Source organism: Serratia sp. BIGb0163, from assembly GCF_024809935.1.
Taxonomy (GTDB): Bacteria; Pseudomonadota; Gammaproteobacteria; order Enterobacterales; family Enterobacteriaceae; genus Serratia; species Serratia quinivorans.
The window spans coordinates 35,003-52,378 of the sequence record NZ_JANUDZ010000007.1; the positions used below are offsets into that span (position 1 = coordinate 35,003).

The 17,376-nt window shown below is 54.6% G+C and carries 11 protein-coding genes; 6 read left to right on the top strand and 5 right to left on the bottom strand.

The features are described 5' to 3' along the window. Window positions 1-106: 106 nt before the first annotated feature. From M2406_RS20485 to M2406_RS20500, 4 genes are all read left to right on the top strand, one after another. On the top strand, window positions 107-760 hold the full coding sequence (locus tag M2406_RS20485; protein WP_012147413.1) for a TetR/AcrR family transcriptional regulator: 654 nt from the start codon (window positions 107-109) through the stop codon (window positions 758-760). Window positions 761-1,165: 405 nt separating this feature from the next. Beyond that, window positions 1,166-4,267: an autotransporter outer membrane beta-barrel domain-containing protein gene (locus M2406_RS20490; RefSeq protein WP_259191189.1), complete on the top strand. Its 3,102-nt coding sequence runs from the start codon at window positions 1,166-1,168 to the stop codon at window positions 4,265-4,267. Window positions 4,268-4,337: 70 nt separating this feature from the next. After that, window positions 4,338-7,439 (top strand): autotransporter outer membrane beta-barrel domain-containing protein, encoded by a 3,102-nt coding sequence (locus M2406_RS20495; RefSeq protein ID WP_259191195.1) that lies wholly within the window; start codon window positions 4,338-4,340, stop codon window positions 7,437-7,439. A gap of 470 nt (window positions 7,440-7,909) precedes the next feature. Then, window positions 7,910-8,761: a helix-turn-helix domain-containing protein gene (locus M2406_RS20500; RefSeq protein WP_012147410.1), complete on the top strand. Its 852-nt coding sequence runs from the start codon at window positions 7,910-7,912 to the stop codon at window positions 8,759-8,761. On the opposite strand, the gene M2406_RS20505 is transcribed toward M2406_RS20500, so the two are convergent. The 3 genes from M2406_RS20505 to M2406_RS20515 all read right to left on the bottom strand — a co-directional run bounded on the left by M2406_RS20505 (window position 8,751) and on the right by M2406_RS20515 (window position 11,835). Beyond that, the gene (locus M2406_RS20505; protein WP_259191199.1) at window positions 8,751-10,535 is read right to left on the bottom strand and encodes an ATP-binding protein; all 1,785 of its coding nucleotides are present in this window, start codon (window positions 10,533-10,535) and stop codon (window positions 8,751-8,753) included. The genes M2406_RS20500 and M2406_RS20505 overlap by 11 nt on opposite strands. Then, on the bottom strand, window positions 10,532-11,026 hold the full coding sequence (locus M2406_RS20510; protein ID WP_012147408.1) for a molybdopterin-dependent oxidoreductase: 495 nt from the start codon (window positions 11,024-11,026) through the stop codon (window positions 10,532-10,534). Before M2406_RS20510 ends, M2406_RS20505 begins: the two co-directional genes overlap by 4 nt. A gap of 161 nt (window positions 11,027-11,187) precedes the next feature. Further along, window positions 11,188-11,835 carry a hypothetical protein gene (locus tag M2406_RS20515; RefSeq protein ID WP_012147407.1) on the bottom strand — a complete coding sequence of 216 codons (648 nt, stop codon included), beginning with the start codon at window positions 11,833-11,835 and terminating at the stop codon, window positions 11,188-11,190. 73 nt (window positions 11,836-11,908) lie between these two features. Here M2406_RS20515 and M2406_RS20520 point away from each other — a divergent pair, with 73 nt between their 5' ends. Both M2406_RS20520 and M2406_RS20525 read left to right on the top strand, forming a co-directional pair. Continuing rightward, complete coding sequence (locus tag M2406_RS20520; protein ID WP_012147406.1) at window positions 11,909-12,682, top strand: AraC family transcriptional regulator; 774 nt, start codon at window positions 11,909-11,911, stop codon at window positions 12,680-12,682. Window positions 12,683-12,801: 119 nt separating this feature from the next. After that, window positions 12,802-13,374, top strand: a complete 573-nt coding sequence (locus tag M2406_RS20525; protein ID WP_012147405.1) for a DinB family protein — start codon at window positions 12,802-12,804, stop codon at window positions 13,372-13,374. A gap of 49 nt (window positions 13,375-13,423) precedes the next feature. Here M2406_RS20525 and M2406_RS20530 read toward each other — a convergent pair whose 3' ends face one another. Both M2406_RS20530 and M2406_RS20535 read right to left on the bottom strand, forming a co-directional pair. Next, window positions 13,424-15,076, bottom strand: a complete 1,653-nt coding sequence (locus M2406_RS20530; protein WP_115183557.1) for a ShlB/FhaC/HecB family hemolysin secretion/activation protein — start codon at window positions 15,074-15,076, stop codon at window positions 13,424-13,426. Window positions 15,077-15,128: 52 nt separating this feature from the next. Next, a complete protein-coding gene (locus M2406_RS20535; protein WP_012147403.1) occupies window positions 15,129-16,415 on the bottom strand; it encodes a filamentous hemagglutinin N-terminal domain-containing protein in 1,287 nt (428 codons plus the stop codon). Between the last annotated feature and the right edge of the window lie 961 nt (window positions 16,416-17,376).

Sequence of the window (17,376 nt, forward strand, 5' to 3'; positions counted from 1 at the left end):
CGAAATGAGATACCTGTCTCATTTTTGAGCGTTTTAATGCTGCCGACAAAGCGGGATGCGGTCGGTTTGATGGTTATCGTATGCTGTTCCGAGAGCGGGAGATGCGATGAAGTATGAGGTTGCCGTGCTAATAACTGCCTTTCCCATGAAACAGGAAAAATCTCTGACCTCTGCCCGGGCCAGAACTCATCATTTACTGTTGACCAGTGCCATGGCGTTATATGACGAAGGTGTTTTTCCTTCTATTACCGAGCTGGCTGCGCATGCGCAGGTATCGCGTGCTACCGCTTACCGTTATTTCCCAACTCAAAGCGAGCTGATCGCCGCTGTCGTGGCTGAAAGCCTCGGGCCTATTTTAGAATGGCGACCGCATGACGATGATGCGTTGGCACGGATTCAGCAACTGCTCGCCTTCGCCTACCCTCAGATGGAGCAACATGAAGGGGCTTTGCGCGCTGCGTTACAACTTTCATTACAGCAGTGGGCGCAAGCGACGCCGGGGGAAAAGTTCGTCCGCGGCAACCGCAAACGGCTGCTGAATCTGGCAGTAGAACCATTGCAGGATAAACTACCGCCCGAGGCGTTACAGCGGGTGATTCATTCTTTCTCGCTGATCTATGGTTCGGAAGTTTTCCTGGTACTGAAAGATATTTGGGGACTGGACCTCGGTGGCATCCAGGATGTGACGCAATGGATGGCGAAAGCCATTATTCGCCAGGCTGAAGAAGATGCGATGAACAGCAGAAAACCGCTAGCATGATAGTCCAATTTTTACGGTCATTCTCGGCGAAAACCAGCACATTTCACTGAGTGAGTATTGGCAATAGTTATAATTAAAACTGATAAAAAGAGCATCTTAAGCATTTTTTTACCGGCCGCATGGAGATGTCCCTGCGGCCTTTTTTGTCTCTATTATCCCTATTTTTCATTGAATTATATTTTATCCTCAGCACCATAAATTCACGCTTCTCGCTGGTGATAGCCATCGAAGATCCTTATGCCTTTCCCCTGTTTTCTCGATCCTTAGGTTTGCCGTTTAGGTCATCCAGTGCCTTGACCCATTAGGCGCGCTTGAGATTGTTGTGCTTTATTTATTTGGTGTTACGAAACTGTTACACAAAAAAATCAATAAGACATTTGCAAACAACAATGGACGGTATCTGGGATGGAAAATAGACGTAGAGGAGTCAAGCCTGTTCAGGCGGCCTTCGGCTGGCCTGAAATTGGTGTTAATCGCGCACAGTGGAGTGCTGTGCTTTTTTGTCTGGCGGCGATCGGTGGAGCGCAGGCTGCACCTTATGTAGAGAGCGGTAAGCCGGGCGATCCTGCGAGTTGGCGCAGTAATGAATTCAACGCCGAATGGGGCCTGGGAGCGATCCACGCCGATCAGGCCTACGCCGCCGGTTATAGCGGGAAAGGCGTAAAACTCGGCATTTTCGATCAACCGGTGTATGCCAAACATCCGGAGTTTGCCAGCCAGGACAAAGTGATCAATCTGGTGACGACCGGCATCCGCGAATACACCGATCCCTACATTCCGGTGAAAAAAGGCGACGTATTCCGCTATGACGGTACGCCGAGCGTGGATTCCGACGGCACCCTGGGTTCACACGGCACCCATGTGGGCGGTATCGCTGCCGGCAACCGCGATGGTGGCGAGATGCACGGCGTGGCGTTCAACGCACAAATCATCAGCGCGGAAAACGGCGACCCCGGGCCGGAAGACGGCATCATTCTCGGTAACGATGGCGCGGTGTACCAGGCCGGCTGGGATGCGTTGATCGCCAGCGGCGCGCGCATTATCAACAACAGCTGGGGTATTGGCATCACTGAGAAGTTTGATCAGGGCGGCAAGGATCCGGCCTATCCCCACTTCACGCTCGCCGACGCGCAAAAGCAATTCGATCAAATCAAACAGATCCTCGGCACAAAAGCCGGTGGCGCTTATCAGGGCGCGATCGATGCGGCACGCAGCGGCATCGTCACCATTTTTGCCGCCGGTAACGATTACAACCTCAATAACCCGGACGCCATGGCCGGGCTGGCCTATTTCGTGCCGGAGATAGCCCCTAACTGGCTGTCGGTCGCCAGTCTGCAGGATCCGAATAACGCCGGCGACTACAGCATCAGCACCTTCTCCTCCCGCTGTGGCTATACCGCCAGCTTCTGCGTTGCCGCGCCGGGCAGCAAGGTTTACAGCTCAATCATCGAAGGCAACAGCGTAGATAACCTGACCACCGGTTATGCCAAATACAGCGGGACCTCAATGGCGGCGCCACACGTGGCCGGCAGCATTGCGGTGCTGATGGAACGCTTCCCCTACATGACCGGCGCACAGGTTGCCTCGGTGCTGAAGACCACCACCACCGATATGGGCGCGCCGGGTATCGATGCGCTGTACGGCTGGGGGATGATCAATCTGGGCAAGGCGATTAACGGTCCGGGCATGTTTGTTACCGAGCAGGATATTCCTGAAGAGTTTCGGGTTAGCGGCGCTTACGGTCCGGAGCAGTTCGTGGTGAATCTGCCGGGCGTCGGTGCGGTGCTGGACAAGGGCAAACCGACCGAACGCGTGTGTGACGATACGCATTGCGGGTTGGATGTCTGGAGCAACAACATTTCCGGTCACGGCGGCCTGACCAAACAGGGTATCGGTACCCTGGTGCTGACCGGTAACAACAGCTACGCGGGGCCGACGCTGATCAATCAGGGCCTACTGGCAATCAACGGCTCGGTGACTTCCGACGTCACGGTGCAAAACGCCGGCGTGCTGGGCGGTTCCGGCACGGTCGGGTCACTGACCGCCCGCAGCGGCGGTACCGTGGCACCGGGCAACTCGATCGGCACGCTGAACGTGACGCGTAACGTAAGCTTCGAGCCGGGTTCCCGCTATGCGGTGGAAGTGGCACCCAACGGCCAGAGCGATCGGATCCAAAGCAGCGGATCGGCGACGATCGGTGGCGGTGAAGTCGCTGTTTCGCTGGAGAACAGCACCAATCTGCTGTCGCAAAGTGAAGTCCGCAGCCTGCTGGGCCAGCAGTACAACATTCTGACCGCGCAGCAGGGTATCAGCGGGCAGTTTGATTCTGTGGCTCCAAACTACCTGTTCCTGGGCACCGGGCTGACCTATCAACCCAATCAGGTCACGCTGAACGTTGGCCGTAACGACACCAGTTTTGCCAGCGTGGCTGCCACTCAGAACGAGCGTGCGGTAGCGGCAGCGGCGGATGCCCTGGCGGCGGGCAACCCGGTGTACGAGAGCATCCTCAATACCGGTTCGGCAGGGGAAGCGCGGCAGGCATTCCGTCAGTTGTCCGGGCAGATCCACGCGGATATTGCCTCGGCACAGGTTAACGACAGCCGTTATCTGCGTGACGCGTTGAACGGCCGTCTGCGACAGGCGGAAGGGCTGGCAACCTCGCCGGACATCAAGGCAGACGACGACGGCGGTGCCTGGGCGCAACTGCTGGGAGCCTGGGACCATGCGTCGGGCGATGCCAATGCCACCGGCTATCAGGCATCGACCTACGGCGTGCTGGTGGGGCTGGACTCGGCGCTGGCGGACGACTGGCGGCTGGGGGTGGCGACCGGCTACACCCGCACCTCGCTGGACGGCGGCTACGGCTCGAATGCCGACAGCGACAACTACCACCTGGCAGTGTACGGCGGCAAACAGTTCGGTGAACTGGCGCTGCGTGCCGGCGGTGGCTACACCTGGCACCGCTTCGATACCTCGCGTTCGGTCAATTACGGCATGCAGTCAGATCGGGAAACCGCAAAATACAGTGCGCGCACCGAGCAGGTGTTTGCCGAAGCGGGTTACAGCGTGAAGGCCGATTGGGTGAATCTGGAGCCGTTCGCCAACCTGGCGTACATCAACTTCCAGAACAACGGTATCTCGGAGGACGGCGGGGCGGCGGCGCTGCAGGGCGACAAGCAACACACCGACGCGACCGTCTCGACGCTGGGGCTGCGTGCGGATACCGAGTGGCAGGCGAGCAAAACCACGTCGGTGGCGCTGCGCAGCGAACTGGGCTGGCAGCATCAGTACGGCGATTTGGATCGTGGCACCGGGCTGCGCTTCAACGGGGGTAATTCCCCGTTTGTGGTGAACAGCGTGTCGGCCTCGCGTGACGGTGCGGTGCTGAAAGCCAGTGCGGAAGTGGCGGTGAACAAGAACGCCACGCTGTCGCTGGGCTACGGCGGGTTACTGTCGCAAAACTACCAGGACAACAGCGTCAACGCTGGCTTCACCTGGAAATTCTGATCTTAAAAAACAGAGGGACAAACCGCCTCGTCGGGGGGCGGTTTGACTAAAACAAAAAAAGGATAAGGGAATGAAGCAAGCGACAGGAAAGAATAAACCGGCATTGGCGCCGACATGGAAACTGAACGCCTTGCTGTGCGCGCTGTTGGCGGCCGGTGGCGTACAGGCTGCGCCCTATACGGAAGGCGGTAAGTCAGGCGATCCGGCAAGCTGGCGCAGTAATGAATTCAACGCCAACTGGGGGTTGGGGGCGATTCACGCTGACGAGGCCTATGCCGCGGGTTATACCGGTAAAGGGCAAAAGGTGGGCATCTTTGATACCCCGGTGAATAAACACCCTGAATTCGCCGGTGACGGCAAACTGGTGAACGTGGTGACCCAGGGGAACCGCGCCTATACCGATCCGCATCGGAAGGGGATTAAGGCCGGCGATCGTTTTTACTTCGACGGCACCTTCCATTTCTATAATGGCGATGGGGTGACGCTGGTTAACCACGGCGTACACGTGGCCGGCATCAGCGGGGCCAATCGTGACGGCATCGGTATGCATGGCGTGGCCTTTGATTCACAGGTCATCAGCGTTGATAACGACAATGATGGCCCGGCCTATGGCGAATTCCTCGGGCTGGATGGTAGCGTAACCAACGCCGGTTGGCAGGCGATGATCAACAATGGCGTGCGGGTTATCAATAACAGTTGGGGCGTCAGTATTCCCGATTTCTTATCGGATAATGGCAAAAAGCCAGACGCGCTGCATTTCGAACTGAAAGACGCACAGGAACAGTTTGATCAGGTGAAACCGCTGCTGGGCAGCCTGGCGGGAGCGGGGTATCAGGGCGCGATCGATGCGGCACGCAAAAACATTTTGGTCTTGTTCGCCGCCGGTAACGACGGCAACTACAACCAACCTGACGTGATCAGCGGTCTGGCCTATTTTGTGCCGGATATTGCGCCTAACTGGCTGTCGGTTGCCAGCGTCGCACAGGATGATGCCTCCACCAACCGCGTGCCTTATACCATCAGCACCTTCTCTTCACGCTGCGGCTATACCGCCAGTTTCTGCGTCTCGTCACCGGGCAGTAAAATCTACAGCACCGTGGCCAACGGTTCCGATCCGAATCAATTGGTCTCGGACTATGGCAATAAAAATGGGACCTCAATGGCGACGCCGCACGTGACCGGCGCGGTTGCCGTGTTACTGCAGCGTTTCCCGTACATGACGTCGGCGCAAATTGCCGACGTGTTGAAGACCACCGCCACCGATATGGGCGCACCGGGGATCGATGCGCTGTACGGCTGGGGGATGATCAATCTGGGCAAGGCGATTAACGGCCCGGGCATGTTCTATACCGTCGAAGATATTCCTGAAGAGTTCCGCATTCCAGATCCGACAGGCGTGGCTTACGGCTCGTCACAGTTTGTCGCCAACATTCCCGGCTTCGGGGCGCAAATCGATCAAGGCACGCTGCAGGCTCGTATTTGTGATGACTACCACTGTTCGGTGGAGGTCTATTCCAATGACATCTACGGCCATGGCGGCCTGACCAAGGAAGGCCAGGGGGCGCTGGTACTGACCGGCACCAATACCTATTCCGGCCCGACCTGGGTAAATACCGGCCTGCTGGCGGTTAACGGTTCGGTCACATCAGACGTCACGGTGCAAAACAGCGGCGTGCTGAGTGGTTCCGGCACGGTCGGGTCACTGACCGCCCGCAGCGGCGGTACCGTGGCACCGGGCAACTCGATCGGCGCGCTGAACGTGACGCGTAACGTAAGCTTCGAGTCGGGTTCCCGTTATGCGGTGGAAGTGGCACCCAATGGCCAGAGCGATCGGATCCAAAGCAGCGGATCGGCAACGATCGGTGGCGGTGAAGTCGCTGTTTCGCTGGAGAACAGTACCAATCTGCTGTCGCAAAGCGAAGTCCGCAGCCTGCTGGGCCAGCAGTACAACATTCTGACCGCTCAGCAGGGTATCAGCGGGCAGTTTGATTCGGTGGCTCCAAACTACCTGTTCCTGGGCACCGGGCTGACCTATCAACCTAATCAGGTCACGCTGAACGTTGGCCGTAACGACACCTCCTTTGCCAGCGTGGCAGCCACCCAGAACGAGCGCGCGGTAGCGGCAGCGGCGGATGCCCTGGCGGCGGGCAACCCGGTGTACGAGAGCATCCTCAATACCGGTTCGGCAGGGGAAGCGCGTCAGGCGTTCCGTCAGTTGTCCGGGCAGATCCACGCGGATATTGCCTCGGCACAGGTTAACGACAGCCGTTACCTGCGTGACGCGTTGAACGGCCGTCTGCGACAGGCGGAAGGGCTGGCAACCTCGCCGGACATCAAGGCGGACGACGACGGCGGTGCCTGGGCGCAACTGCTGGGAGCCTGGGACCATGCGTCGGGCGATGCCAATGCCACCGGCTATCAGGCATCGACCTACGGCGTGCTGGTGGGGCTGGACTCGGCGCTGGCGGACGACTGGCGGTTAGGGGTGGCAACCGGCTACACCCGCACCTCGCTGGACGGCGGCTACGGCTCGAATGCCGACAGCGACAACTACCACCTGGCGGTGTACGGCGGCAAACAGTTTGGTGAACTGGCGCTGCGTGCCGGCGGTGGCTACACCTGGCACCGCTTCGATACCTCGCGTTCGGTCAATTACGGCATGCAGTCAGATCGGGAAACCGCGAAATACAGCGCGCGCACCGAGCAGGTGTTCGCCGAGGCGGGTTACAGCGTGAAGGCTGACTGGGTCAATCTGGAGCCGTTCGCCAACCTGGCGTACATCAACTTCCAGAACAACGGTATCTCGGAGGACGGCGGGGCGGCGGCGCTGCAGGGCGACAAGCAACACACCGACGCGACCGTCTCGACGCTGGGGCTGCGTGCGGATACCGAGTGGCAGGCGAGCAAAACCACCAGCGTGGCGCTGCGCAGCGAACTGGGTTGGCAGCATCAATACGGCGATTTGGATCGCGGTACCGGGCTGCGCTTCAACGGGGGTAATTCCCCGTTTGTGGTGAACAGCGTGTCGGCCTCGCGTGACGGCGCGGTGCTGAAAGCCAGTGCGGAAGTGGCGGTGAACAAGAACGCCACGCTGTCGCTGGGCTACGGCGGGTTGCTGTCGCAAAACTACCAGGACAACAGCGTCAACGCCGGTTTCACCTGGAAGTTCTGATCCCCCTATCTTAATTTTGTTAGCGAACACTGGGCCAGCTTGCTGGCCCTATTTTTTTGGATTTTAACGGGGTGATGACGGAGGGAAAACGTATGATGCATCACGCCGCTTTGCGGTAAAAACGACAAAAAAAACGGGACCCTTGCGGATCCCGGTTCAAAACGCGGTAAAACAGATTAGCGCTACGGCCCAAATTACGACGAGGATCTATTGCATACATTCTCTCACGTCGTAACTGAAACGAGCTTTCCCTGGTGTCATTATGATTATTGGTGATGCGATCTTACTATTGTTATATTTTTATTGTGGTGTTGCTGTGTGTCTCTTCTGATACCATGTTTGACTATATAATGTGGTATGTCAAGCAATGTTTAGGTTATACATTGTACCATATACCAGTTTTGGATCGCTTTTTTGCACGGCAAGTATGAAAACGACTGAAAAAACAGCAAAAAAAATCGAAGGAAAAAATGGATAACAATCACCAGAAATTCGATTCACAGTCGATAGCAAACCGGGTCAGGGAACTGTTTGTACATTATGGGATTGGTAAGCGTCAGCATGCCAAAGAGCTCAGCCGCATTCTGGATCTGAGTTTTTCGCATGCGCATCGTAAGCTGAAGGGGCAAAGTCCCTGGACTCTGGAGCAAATTAACAACGTCGCTGCGGCATTAGGGGAAACGCCCGCCGCGATCGTGGACACCGGCCCTGAAAATGTCATCTCTGCGCAAACTATGGTGCGAGATGCCATCTTTTACGTGGGGGGTGTGGAACTGGGTTGTGTGGCTTATATCGGCCATGAGCTGGTTGGCGGACGTTCGTCGGAATATGTCGCGTTGCAGCAGGCGGGGCAATGGTGTCTTTATCGTGCGGATGATGCGCCGCTGGGGCAGCGTTTTTGCGTGGAGCTGATCGAGCTTCGCTCAGCCGCCGTCGAAGATGAGCGCCTGAGCATTGCGGTACTTGATGATTCACATCAGGCGGCCGATGAGCTGACCAAATACCTAAACAGCCGCGGTTTTCATGCGGTGGCATTTTATGATGTCAGCAGTTTTAACCTGGCGTTGCAGCAGAGCCTGTTCGATGGTTATGTGGTCGACTGGTTGATTGGTCAGGAAACGGCAGATCAATGTATTGCAGCCATCCGCGCCTCGGATAACCCGGATGCGCCGGTTCTGGTTCTCACCGGCCAGTTAGGGACCGATCAGCGCGAATCTGAAATCGCCAGGGCGATGCGCGACTATGACGTACTGGGCCCTTATGAAAAGCCAGTACGGCTCCATGTGATTGAAGCCGCACTGTTGCGCTGTTTTAATCTCTAGCGGCCAGCAGTGAAGCCAGTGCGGAAGACAACGCGTCCAGCCTGACCGGCTTCATCAGGTAATTGTCGAACAGCGCCCGCTGTTCGGCAGACAGTTGTTCCGGGGTGTAAGCGCTAATGCCCACGATCGGAATACCACGGTTGGGGCCACGTTGGCTGCGTAATTGTTTAGCCAGCGCGGCACCGTCAATGCCGGGCATTTGCAGATCCAGCAGTAATGCGTCATAAGGGCGACGGAGCAGCTTTTGCAGCGCCCGTTCCGACGAATTGCACAGTTCATGTTGATAGCCGAGCTTGTCCAGCAGCGCCGCGAAGGCGTCACTCACCGATTTGTTGTCATCAACCACCAAAATATGCTGCTGTTTTTGCAGCAGGCCCTGGTGGTGGTGAGGTATTTCGTCGAGCCGTTCTTCGTTGCTGACTTCAACCGGAATACTGACGATGAAGGTGCTGCCTTTTTTGGGCTCACTGTAGACGGTAATGCTGCCGTCGAGCAGCGTGACCAGTCCGTGTACAATCGCCAACCCCATGCCGACGCCGCCATACTGCCGGGTATGCGACTGATCGAGCTGGGTGAAGGGCTGGAATATCTGGTCGAGCATCTCCTTTTCGATACCGATGCCGGTATCCGTGACCTCAATAATCAATGCATTGCCGTTAGGCTGGCGCCGCAGGCTGCTATACAGCGTGATGGTGCCGCTTTCGGTATATTTGAACGCGTTGGTCAGCAGGTTGACGATAATTTGCCTGATGCGCAGTGGATCGGAATGTATCTGCAGATGACCGCACTCCACTTCACACAACAGCGTCACCTGTTCTTTCTGACTCAGCGTATTGATTTCATTAGCCGTTTCCTCGACCAGTCGCTGGACGTCGAAGGGGGCGATGCGCAGCTCCATCATCCCGCTGTCCAGGTGCGCGTAATCGGTCAGATCTTTCATCTGGCTTTCAATTTGCTGCGCGGCAGTTTCCAGACGTTGGAAGGTGTCCGCATGTTCGGCCGACACCTTGGTATTCACCAGCACATCAATGGCAGACATAATACTTTGCAGCGAGGTGCGCAGTTCGTGACCAATGGCCCCCAGGAAGGCGTTTTTGGTGCGAGTGGCTTTCTCTGCCTCAATCGCTTTGGCCTGCTGCCGGATTGTCAGGCGCTGCTGGCGCAGCACAATCAGGGTGATGGCGATCAGCGCGATCACCGAGAACATCACGATCACCAGACCATAAAAAATGATGTGTCGTTTTTCGATATAGTCTTCGTAGGCGGCGGTGCGCTGCTTCACTTCAGCGTGATCGGTCAGGTTGGCCATCTCAATCGCATAGGGCTTAATCTGCCTCATGGCCTGCGAAATCAACGAGAAATCAATCTTCGGGCTGTTGAGCAAATGATCAATCTGATCCATTTTCTCGCGCATGTGCGTGACCACCTCGGGATAACCCGGTTCGGCGTACAGTGGCTGGGTGGATTCGGACACCGTTTCCAGCACGTAAAAGCGAGAGTAAAGGATTTCAAATTTAAGCCGCAGAGCCTCGGCGTCCACCTGCGGCGCATTTTTCAGCTGTTCGACCAGCGTATCAAACTCGGCCAGCTTGATGGAGAACTTGGCGATCGACCAGGAGTAATTCTCCTGGGTGCCGGCGATAGCATACAGCCCCTTCTTTGACAGGGTTGCGCTGTAGTAATACAGCGTCACCGTAGAGGCAACCAAAAACAGTGCGGCAAAAATAGCCGGGATCGCCAGCCTGCTGTTGCTTTTAAACCCTGTGAGCTTCATTTGATCACAATCCTGTCCACTTGCCAGATAAAGCGTGAGTTGTAGAGCGGGGAATTCAACTCAGGCCCTGCGGCATCCCTGGGATAAACCAAAAACAGCGGGCCGAAGTTTCTGATCTTCAGCATTTCGCCGTCCATCTTGTAGGCCAAAATCATATTGTATTTCTCGACGTCGGACAGCGGCACGTCGATGTAATAATCGTTCAGCGCGTAAAACGTCAGAGTGCTGCCCTTGGCCCCCACACGCGCCAAAATGTCCGCCACGGCAACCCCTTCGAACTTTCTTTGCGGCGTCCAGGAGGTTGAGGTGGTGATGCTGCTCACCGGCATCGCCAACAGTTGTTTATCGGTAAACAGATAACTTTTTTTTGCCGGATCGGTGGTGTTTTCGATATTGCCTGTCACTTCCAGAGTGAAACTTAGCGCGCTGGATTGAACGATGACCAGCGCAAAAAATGCCCACATGACGTTTTTAAAAAAAGTGAACAGCATCGGTGCTCTCCAGAAGTAACGGAAGTCTGCATAAGGCCTGCTAATTTAACAGGCAAAATCATGGCAGAAAATACGGGGTTGTGCCGGAGAGAAGGGTAAATGAAGTGAAATTAAGCAGGCCGGGGCATGACCCCGGTCTTATAGAGGAACGGGGGCCGGGTTTAGTCGGCAGAGGTGGCCTGGAGAATATTCAATGCGGCCGACAGGCTAACCGGGGCGCTGGACAGGGGAACCCGGTCGGTTGCCATAGTGGCCAAGGCTCCCTCCATCCACGGGTGCATCAGCACCACTTCGGTGGCTCCTTGTTGGCTGGCCTGTTCGGCGGCCAGTGCGGTAAGCCGCAGGGCCGCTTGGGTATTGCCGCGCTGCAGCTGCAAGCTACAGTCTGGGACAACCCGAACTTCAACCCTTTGGGCGGCGCGCTTGCCTGCTTCTTCAAACAACCTTTGCGTATACATCGCCGAGGCTTCTGTGGCGCACAGCGCCACGATCGAATCACTTGCCTGCAGCGCCCTTTGCGCCAGTACGTAGTCCGCTCTGAGTATCGGGACTGGCGAGGTTGCGGCGAGCGCTCTGGCGGCGCCGGAGAGCGTTGAACAGGTCAGCACCACCACATCGGCAGTTTGGCTGAGTGTTTCAAGTGCGGCGCAGACCTGTTGTTCCAGATCTGGCGCTCCCGCTTCCGCTGCGGCACGCAGATCGGCGCGAACGGCGTGCGTTAGTGAATCTGCGGACAAGCCGAGCCGGGATGCGGTCTGAGTAAATATCGCAATATTGGTTTCAAAGGTATGCAGTAACGCGATGCGCATGTGGGGGGCTCCATGAGGTTTTGACGGTTGCCTGCAAACTAGCGTACTTTCTGACGGACAATGTCCAAATTCCATGATGAATAGTACAAATATGCACAAGCATGACCGGCTGGCCGCCTTTCTCAGGGCCTTTGATCTGAAAGTCAGGGTGCTTTCCTGCCCGACAGACCATGCCAACCTCTACGTCGCTGCGCGTGAGGTGGGTGAAGGGGCATCACATATCCGTTTTAACGTCGCAGGCGGGCCGCCGCCGGAAGGTGAGTTTGCGGTCATCGTCAGCGCCGGCGTCGATTTTTCCGGCGAGCTGAACCCGCTGGTCGGTACCTTGCCCGACAGAATGGATTTCTTGCTGGCGGACACGCCGGCGCTGCAGGGCGTTGCCGATTTGTTTATTGGCGAAGCGCAATCCCCCCGTTGTGGAACGGTGTCGGTGCAGGATCGGTTGTGCGAAGTCATCATTGTGCTGGTCATCCGGCGCGCTATTGCCGCCGGTGCGGTGAAAGCCGGCATGTTGGCCGGGTTGGCCCATCCCGCCCTTCACCGTAGCCTGGTTGCCATGCACGACGAGCCGGCCTGCAAATGGTCGGTTGAAAGGCTGGCGCAGACCGCCGGCATGTCGCGCAGCCATTTTATCGAGCGATTCGGGACGGTTGTGGGGGAAACGCCGGGCGCTTATCTCACGGCATGGCGTTTAACGCTGGGCAGAAAAGCGCTGATGTCGGGGCGAAGCGTCAAGCAGGTGGCCTATCAGGTTGGGTTTGGCAGCGTGGAGGCGTTTTCGCGGGCATTTTCCGCCAAATATGGCGTGCCCCCGAGCTCAGTGAAAAAGGGGATGGGATTGCAGTGATGAAATAAAAAAGCCAGGTGCTGATGCAACCTGGTTTTTTTGATGCACAATCAGGTGACTGGCGCAGGGTAATCAACGCTTTTAAAAAACGTCAAATGTTGAAATCAGGAGTTCACAGCATGTCAGTGGTTACGAATAACTCGCTTCTCAGTGAAACGGTCGTTCAGACTGCGCCGACGACCTCGGCCCTCAACACATTGAAAATGCTGGTGCGTTACAAAGCCTGGGCGGATGCATTGACGTTCAGCAACGTCAGATCCTTGCCGGAGGGCGAAGCCCTGAAACCGCGCCCGACGCGGTTTGGCAATATGGTGCATACGCTAAACCATACGTACGTGGTGGACGATATCTTCAGACACCATCTGCAGGGGAAAAAGCACGGCTATACCGCGCGCAATACCGAGCATACGCCGGAGCTGGAAACGTTGTGGCAAGCGGTGCAGGAAATGGACCGCTGGTATATCGATCTGGTGGATACCTGGTCAAACGAGGATCTGACGAAAGTCGTTCATTTCGAATTTGTCGGTGGGGGTGAAGGCGTGATGACGCAGGAGCAAATCCTATTGCACCTGGTGAATCACGCCACCTATCACCGGGGCTTTGTCGGCGACATGATGTACCAGGTGCCCTTTACGCCGCCGTCAAACGACTTGCCGGTGTTTATCAGGGATCATTTCAACCCGGCCCGTTAAGCTGGGCCCACGGGGGCTGGCTATCGGCCCCGGTTTTTTGGCATCATCATTAATATCGCCATATCAGTGAAAAACCGATATTCATCGAGCTGGTAGCGAAGCCGTGGGGTTTATAGAGGGGGGTACCGACAAAGGTATCGAGGCTGGTATTCCATTTTTCAATTCTTACGCCTGCGATACCGCCTGCCAGCTTATGCCCAACAGCGTTCTCGCTCTGCATAACATAGCCATAATCGCTGCCAACATAGGGCTGTAGCGGAACTGAACTTAAGTTCCAGGCCATCGTATTTTGCCAGTAGATGCCTTTGTTGCCGAACAAGTTAAGTTCGCCATCAAATCCTCTCACGGTATTACGGCTCCCAATGCCTAACTTGTCCTGTATAGGCAAGTCATAGTTGGTGAGTTGCAGCGTTAATCCGCCCCTATAATCCATGGAAAGGTTGGATAGCATGAAAGGATTAAATACGCTGGCTTCGGCTTTAATAATGTGGCTGCTTAAGTTATAGGCGCCATCGAGATGATTGGTCTGGAACCATCGCATATTTTTCAAAATATCCAGCGATAACGAAACCCTTGCATCATCGATGTAGTGCAAGTGTTTGGCGCCAATTTTTATATTGGTTAAGCGTTTACGCTGAAGGTCTATTTCCGTGTCATTAATAAAATAATGATAATCCCGCTCCAATAATTGCGCATTGAGCGTGGTTTTGTACCGAGCACCGCGTGATACCGTTCGGCCAATTTGCAGGCTGAGGCTTTCTGATTGCCCCTTATATTGGTAGTCAACAGCATAGCCGGGAATACTCTGATGATATTGACTCTTACCCGCAAACAGGTCTACTGACCAGAACCCATAGGGAAGGGAGTAGGATATTGCGTGTGAACTGTTGCCGCGAGTGTCAGATATCTCAATATTCTGGGAGTGCGATGCGTAAAGGGTATCGTTAAGCGAGGTCAGATTGTTGAGGAAAAGCGCGGCACCACCCTGATTGCGGCCAGTGGCTTTGGTGCCAGAGTTATCGACCCAGGACGCTAACTGCCAATATTTCTCTTGTTTGCGCAGCACTTCAATTTTACTTTCTCCCGGCGTTTGGCTGGGGGCAATACGGATGTCAGACAGCGTGCCGGGAAGGGTGTTGATGTTTTCCAACCCTTGTTCAACGTTGCGGATATTGAGTATGTCGCCGGCTTTAAGCGGAAAAACGCTGGCCAGATTGAAATGCCCGCTGCTGTCGTCACTCAGCTTGATGCTGTTGACGCGGCCATAAATCAGAGAAAGAGTGAGAGTCTCTTCTTTGGCATGATAGGCGGTCACCGCTGCACGTGAAGTGATCAGCCCTTCGCCGATCAACTGATTTTGTATGGCCTTCTGCAGATTGCTTATTCCCGTTGCGCCCAGACACTGGTGTTCGGCGCTCTTGGCCAATTGCCTAATGGCGGGGATTGGGCGCATTTCACCACTTTCAATTTGCACCTTACGGATCATCAGGCAAGGGTTCTCCTGCGGGTAGAAGAGCGCCTCTTGGCGCGTGTCGCTCTGTTGGGTGAATACGGTGGGAGCGCCAGGCTGCAGCTTGTTCTGAATATTCCGCTCTTTATTTTCCTGGCTGACAGTCTGTTGTTCCAATGTGGATAACAGATTACCGGCATGGGTGCCCTCTGCTTGCAATAGACTCAGCAGTAATAGGATATTTTTTTTCATATTAATTTTTTACGTCAGGGTAAAACCTCCGCCGAGCGGCGGAGGAATAATATTACCAGCTACGGGACCACCAGGATGACCACCATGAGTTTGTCGGTGGGGTGACGACAGGAGGCTTGTAATTAATGTCTCTGCCGTTGTTGAACACTGAACCTTGGGTTGAGGTCAGGGTACCGTTATTGCTAAATAACGTTCCTTTATGAGAAATGTTATTTTTTGCCCGAATAGTGCCGTTGTTGGAGAAGGTCGTATCCGATACGGTCACCCCTCCTTGCTGAGAGACTATTGTCCCATTGTTAGACGTAGTGGTTGACTTAATATCAATATTATTTTTTGCGCTGATGTCTTTAGCGTTGCTGAAAGAGGTGGCGCTGATATTAAGTGCGTTATTGGCCGTGATATCCCCTTGGTTCGACAGCACGGTGGTTGCCAGGTTTGCATTGCCGCCAGCAGCGATTTTACCCGCGTTTGAAAGAGACGTAGCAGACAACAACATATCACCGCCATCAGTCACTAATTCGCCGTTATTTCTAAGGCTGACGGGTGTACTGTCATTAACCCCCACACCATTTTCATTGGCGATTAAGATGATTTTTCCTGCATACATACCACCGAGCTGGGAGACATCTACCAACACTTCTGGTGATTTTTCTTTGTTTTCCAGGTTTATGTAACGAGTCAGATCTGCGGTGACGGTTTTCTTGCCCGCCAACACCAGCAGGCTCTTGGCTTGCACCGCGGCATTGATATTCTCAGCGCGGGCAATCACGGCGGTGTAGTCCACATCACCTTTCTGCAGCCCCTTGCCTTCGAATGCTACCGTGCCGCCGGTAACGCTATAGCCGGTGAACTGTTTGTCTTTGAACTGCAGTTCGCCGGTGGTCAGTACCCCGGTACCGGTATTGATAAATCCGCAACCGTTACAGGTAATGCCGGAACGGTTGGCGACGATAACGTCCGCCTTCTGGCCGGCGACTTCGATCATCCCATTCAGCAGCGTTTTGTCGCTGGAATTGATTTCATTAAGAATCACCTTCGCGGCACCTGCGCTCAGGTTGGGGTTGGCGGTGATGGCACCGGCCAGTTGGCTTTGCGCGCTGCCTTGCGCATTGTTCAATACCGCGCCCTGGCTACCTACATCAAACTGGCTGTATTGGTTATGTGATACGCCATCCTGGCCCGGCTGATTGATATTCACTACCGGCACGTTATTGGCAGCGAGGTTAACGTTGCCGCCAACCGGCACAATGGAGGCGTCAGCAAAGGCGGCTCCGCCACTGAGGCAAAACATTATCATGGCCGAAAGGCAGGATATTTTCCTTGGTAATACCTTTTTCATTTATTACTCCATAGATATAAGGGCTTTATAATACTGATTAGATAATTCACCAGGTTTCAGCTGTGCGCCTGTACGCCTAAATTAAGTGGTGCCAATAAATTACTGAACCCAGAGGGAGTAAAATACCATGCAGGGTTATTTGACGAAATCTTATGGCTGCTATTCCATTGCAATTGAAGCATTCTTCTGTGTTGAGTGGTTTTTGTGGTGTTTGTTTTTTTTACCCTGCATTGGAAATCAATTAATTATAAGTTTGTTTCACGCCGTGTATGAAATAGATGTCTATTTATATTGCTTGTTTTGTTGTCGATAAAAATATCCTGAGTAAGGCGGTGTTTTTTAATAAAAAATGGGCGTTTCTCTGCGTGTCAGACAGTTTAAGCTTGCTGGTGTCATTTTTTTGTCACTACCCCGGTGTTATCGGAGTGATGCTGTTAGTGACGAGAATATATAAATACTTAGGCGTACGTGATGTTTCCATAACAATAAAAATGCAAATTGCAAGGGTATTCGCGCAGGGAAATACCATGCCATCATTTTGTACTGAAGAGTGTCTGCTTACGGAGGTTATGCCAACGAAAAGCTGCTTCTTTATTTATGGAGAGATTAGACAGTCGTTAATCTATGTGGAAAACAGGTCAGGTTTATACTGAAAAGGCAGGGCAGCATCAATGGTTTGATGCGTAATCATTGAGCTTGGTCCTGGACGGGGTGTTTGATGCAATCGACCTCGCTTACGATGCGTGGCCGATGATCATGAACCTCCGCACCATGCCGACAGGCAGCGCGAGCCGTTCTCTTGAAACCCGGCACTAACATGAAGTTCAGGTGGGGCCTGCAACAATGTGGAAACAGCGATCACTAACAGAAAATAATGTAAGCAGCGCGTTGTCTTCGGGTATCAATGACTAGTTTGCTTACCCTTAAAAGAGCCGCCTTAACGATAAAGTCTTTTTAATTC

Bases quoted from the DNA above. Each gene is read 5' to 3' on its own strand.
- M2406_RS20485 (WP_012147413.1), top strand. From the start codon at position 107: ATGAAGTATGAGGTTGCCGTGCTAATAACTGCCTTTCCCATGAAACAG.
- M2406_RS20490 (WP_259191189.1), top strand. From the start codon at position 1,166: ATGGAAAATAGACGTAGAGGAGTCAAGCCTGTTCAGGCGGCCTTCGGC.
- M2406_RS20495 (WP_259191195.1), top strand. From the start codon at position 4,338: ATGAAGCAAGCGACAGGAAAGAATAAACCGGCATTGGCGCCGACATGG.
- M2406_RS20500 (WP_012147410.1), top strand. From the start codon at position 7,910: ATGGATAACAATCACCAGAAATTCGATTCACAGTCGATAGCAAACCGG.
- M2406_RS20505 (WP_259191199.1), bottom strand. From the start codon at position 10,535: ATGAAGCTCACAGGGTTTAAAAGCAACAGCAGGCTGGCGATCCCGGCT.
- M2406_RS20510 (WP_012147408.1), bottom strand. From the start codon at position 11,026: ATGCTGTTCACTTTTTTTAAAAACGTCATGTGGGCATTTTTTGCGCTG.
- M2406_RS20515 (WP_012147407.1), bottom strand. From the start codon at position 11,835: ATGCGCATCGCGTTACTGCATACCTTTGAAACCAATATTGCGATATTT.
- M2406_RS20520 (WP_012147406.1), top strand. From the start codon at position 11,909: ATGATGAATAGTACAAATATGCACAAGCATGACCGGCTGGCCGCCTTT.
- M2406_RS20525 (WP_012147405.1), top strand. From the start codon at position 12,802: ATGTCAGTGGTTACGAATAACTCGCTTCTCAGTGAAACGGTCGTTCAG.
- M2406_RS20530 (WP_115183557.1), bottom strand. From the start codon at position 15,076: ATGAAAAAAAATATCCTATTACTGCTGAGTCTATTGCAAGCAGAGGGC.
- M2406_RS20535 (WP_012147403.1), bottom strand. From the start codon at position 16,415: ATGAAAAAGGTATTACCAAGGAAAATATCCTGCCTTTCGGCCATGATA.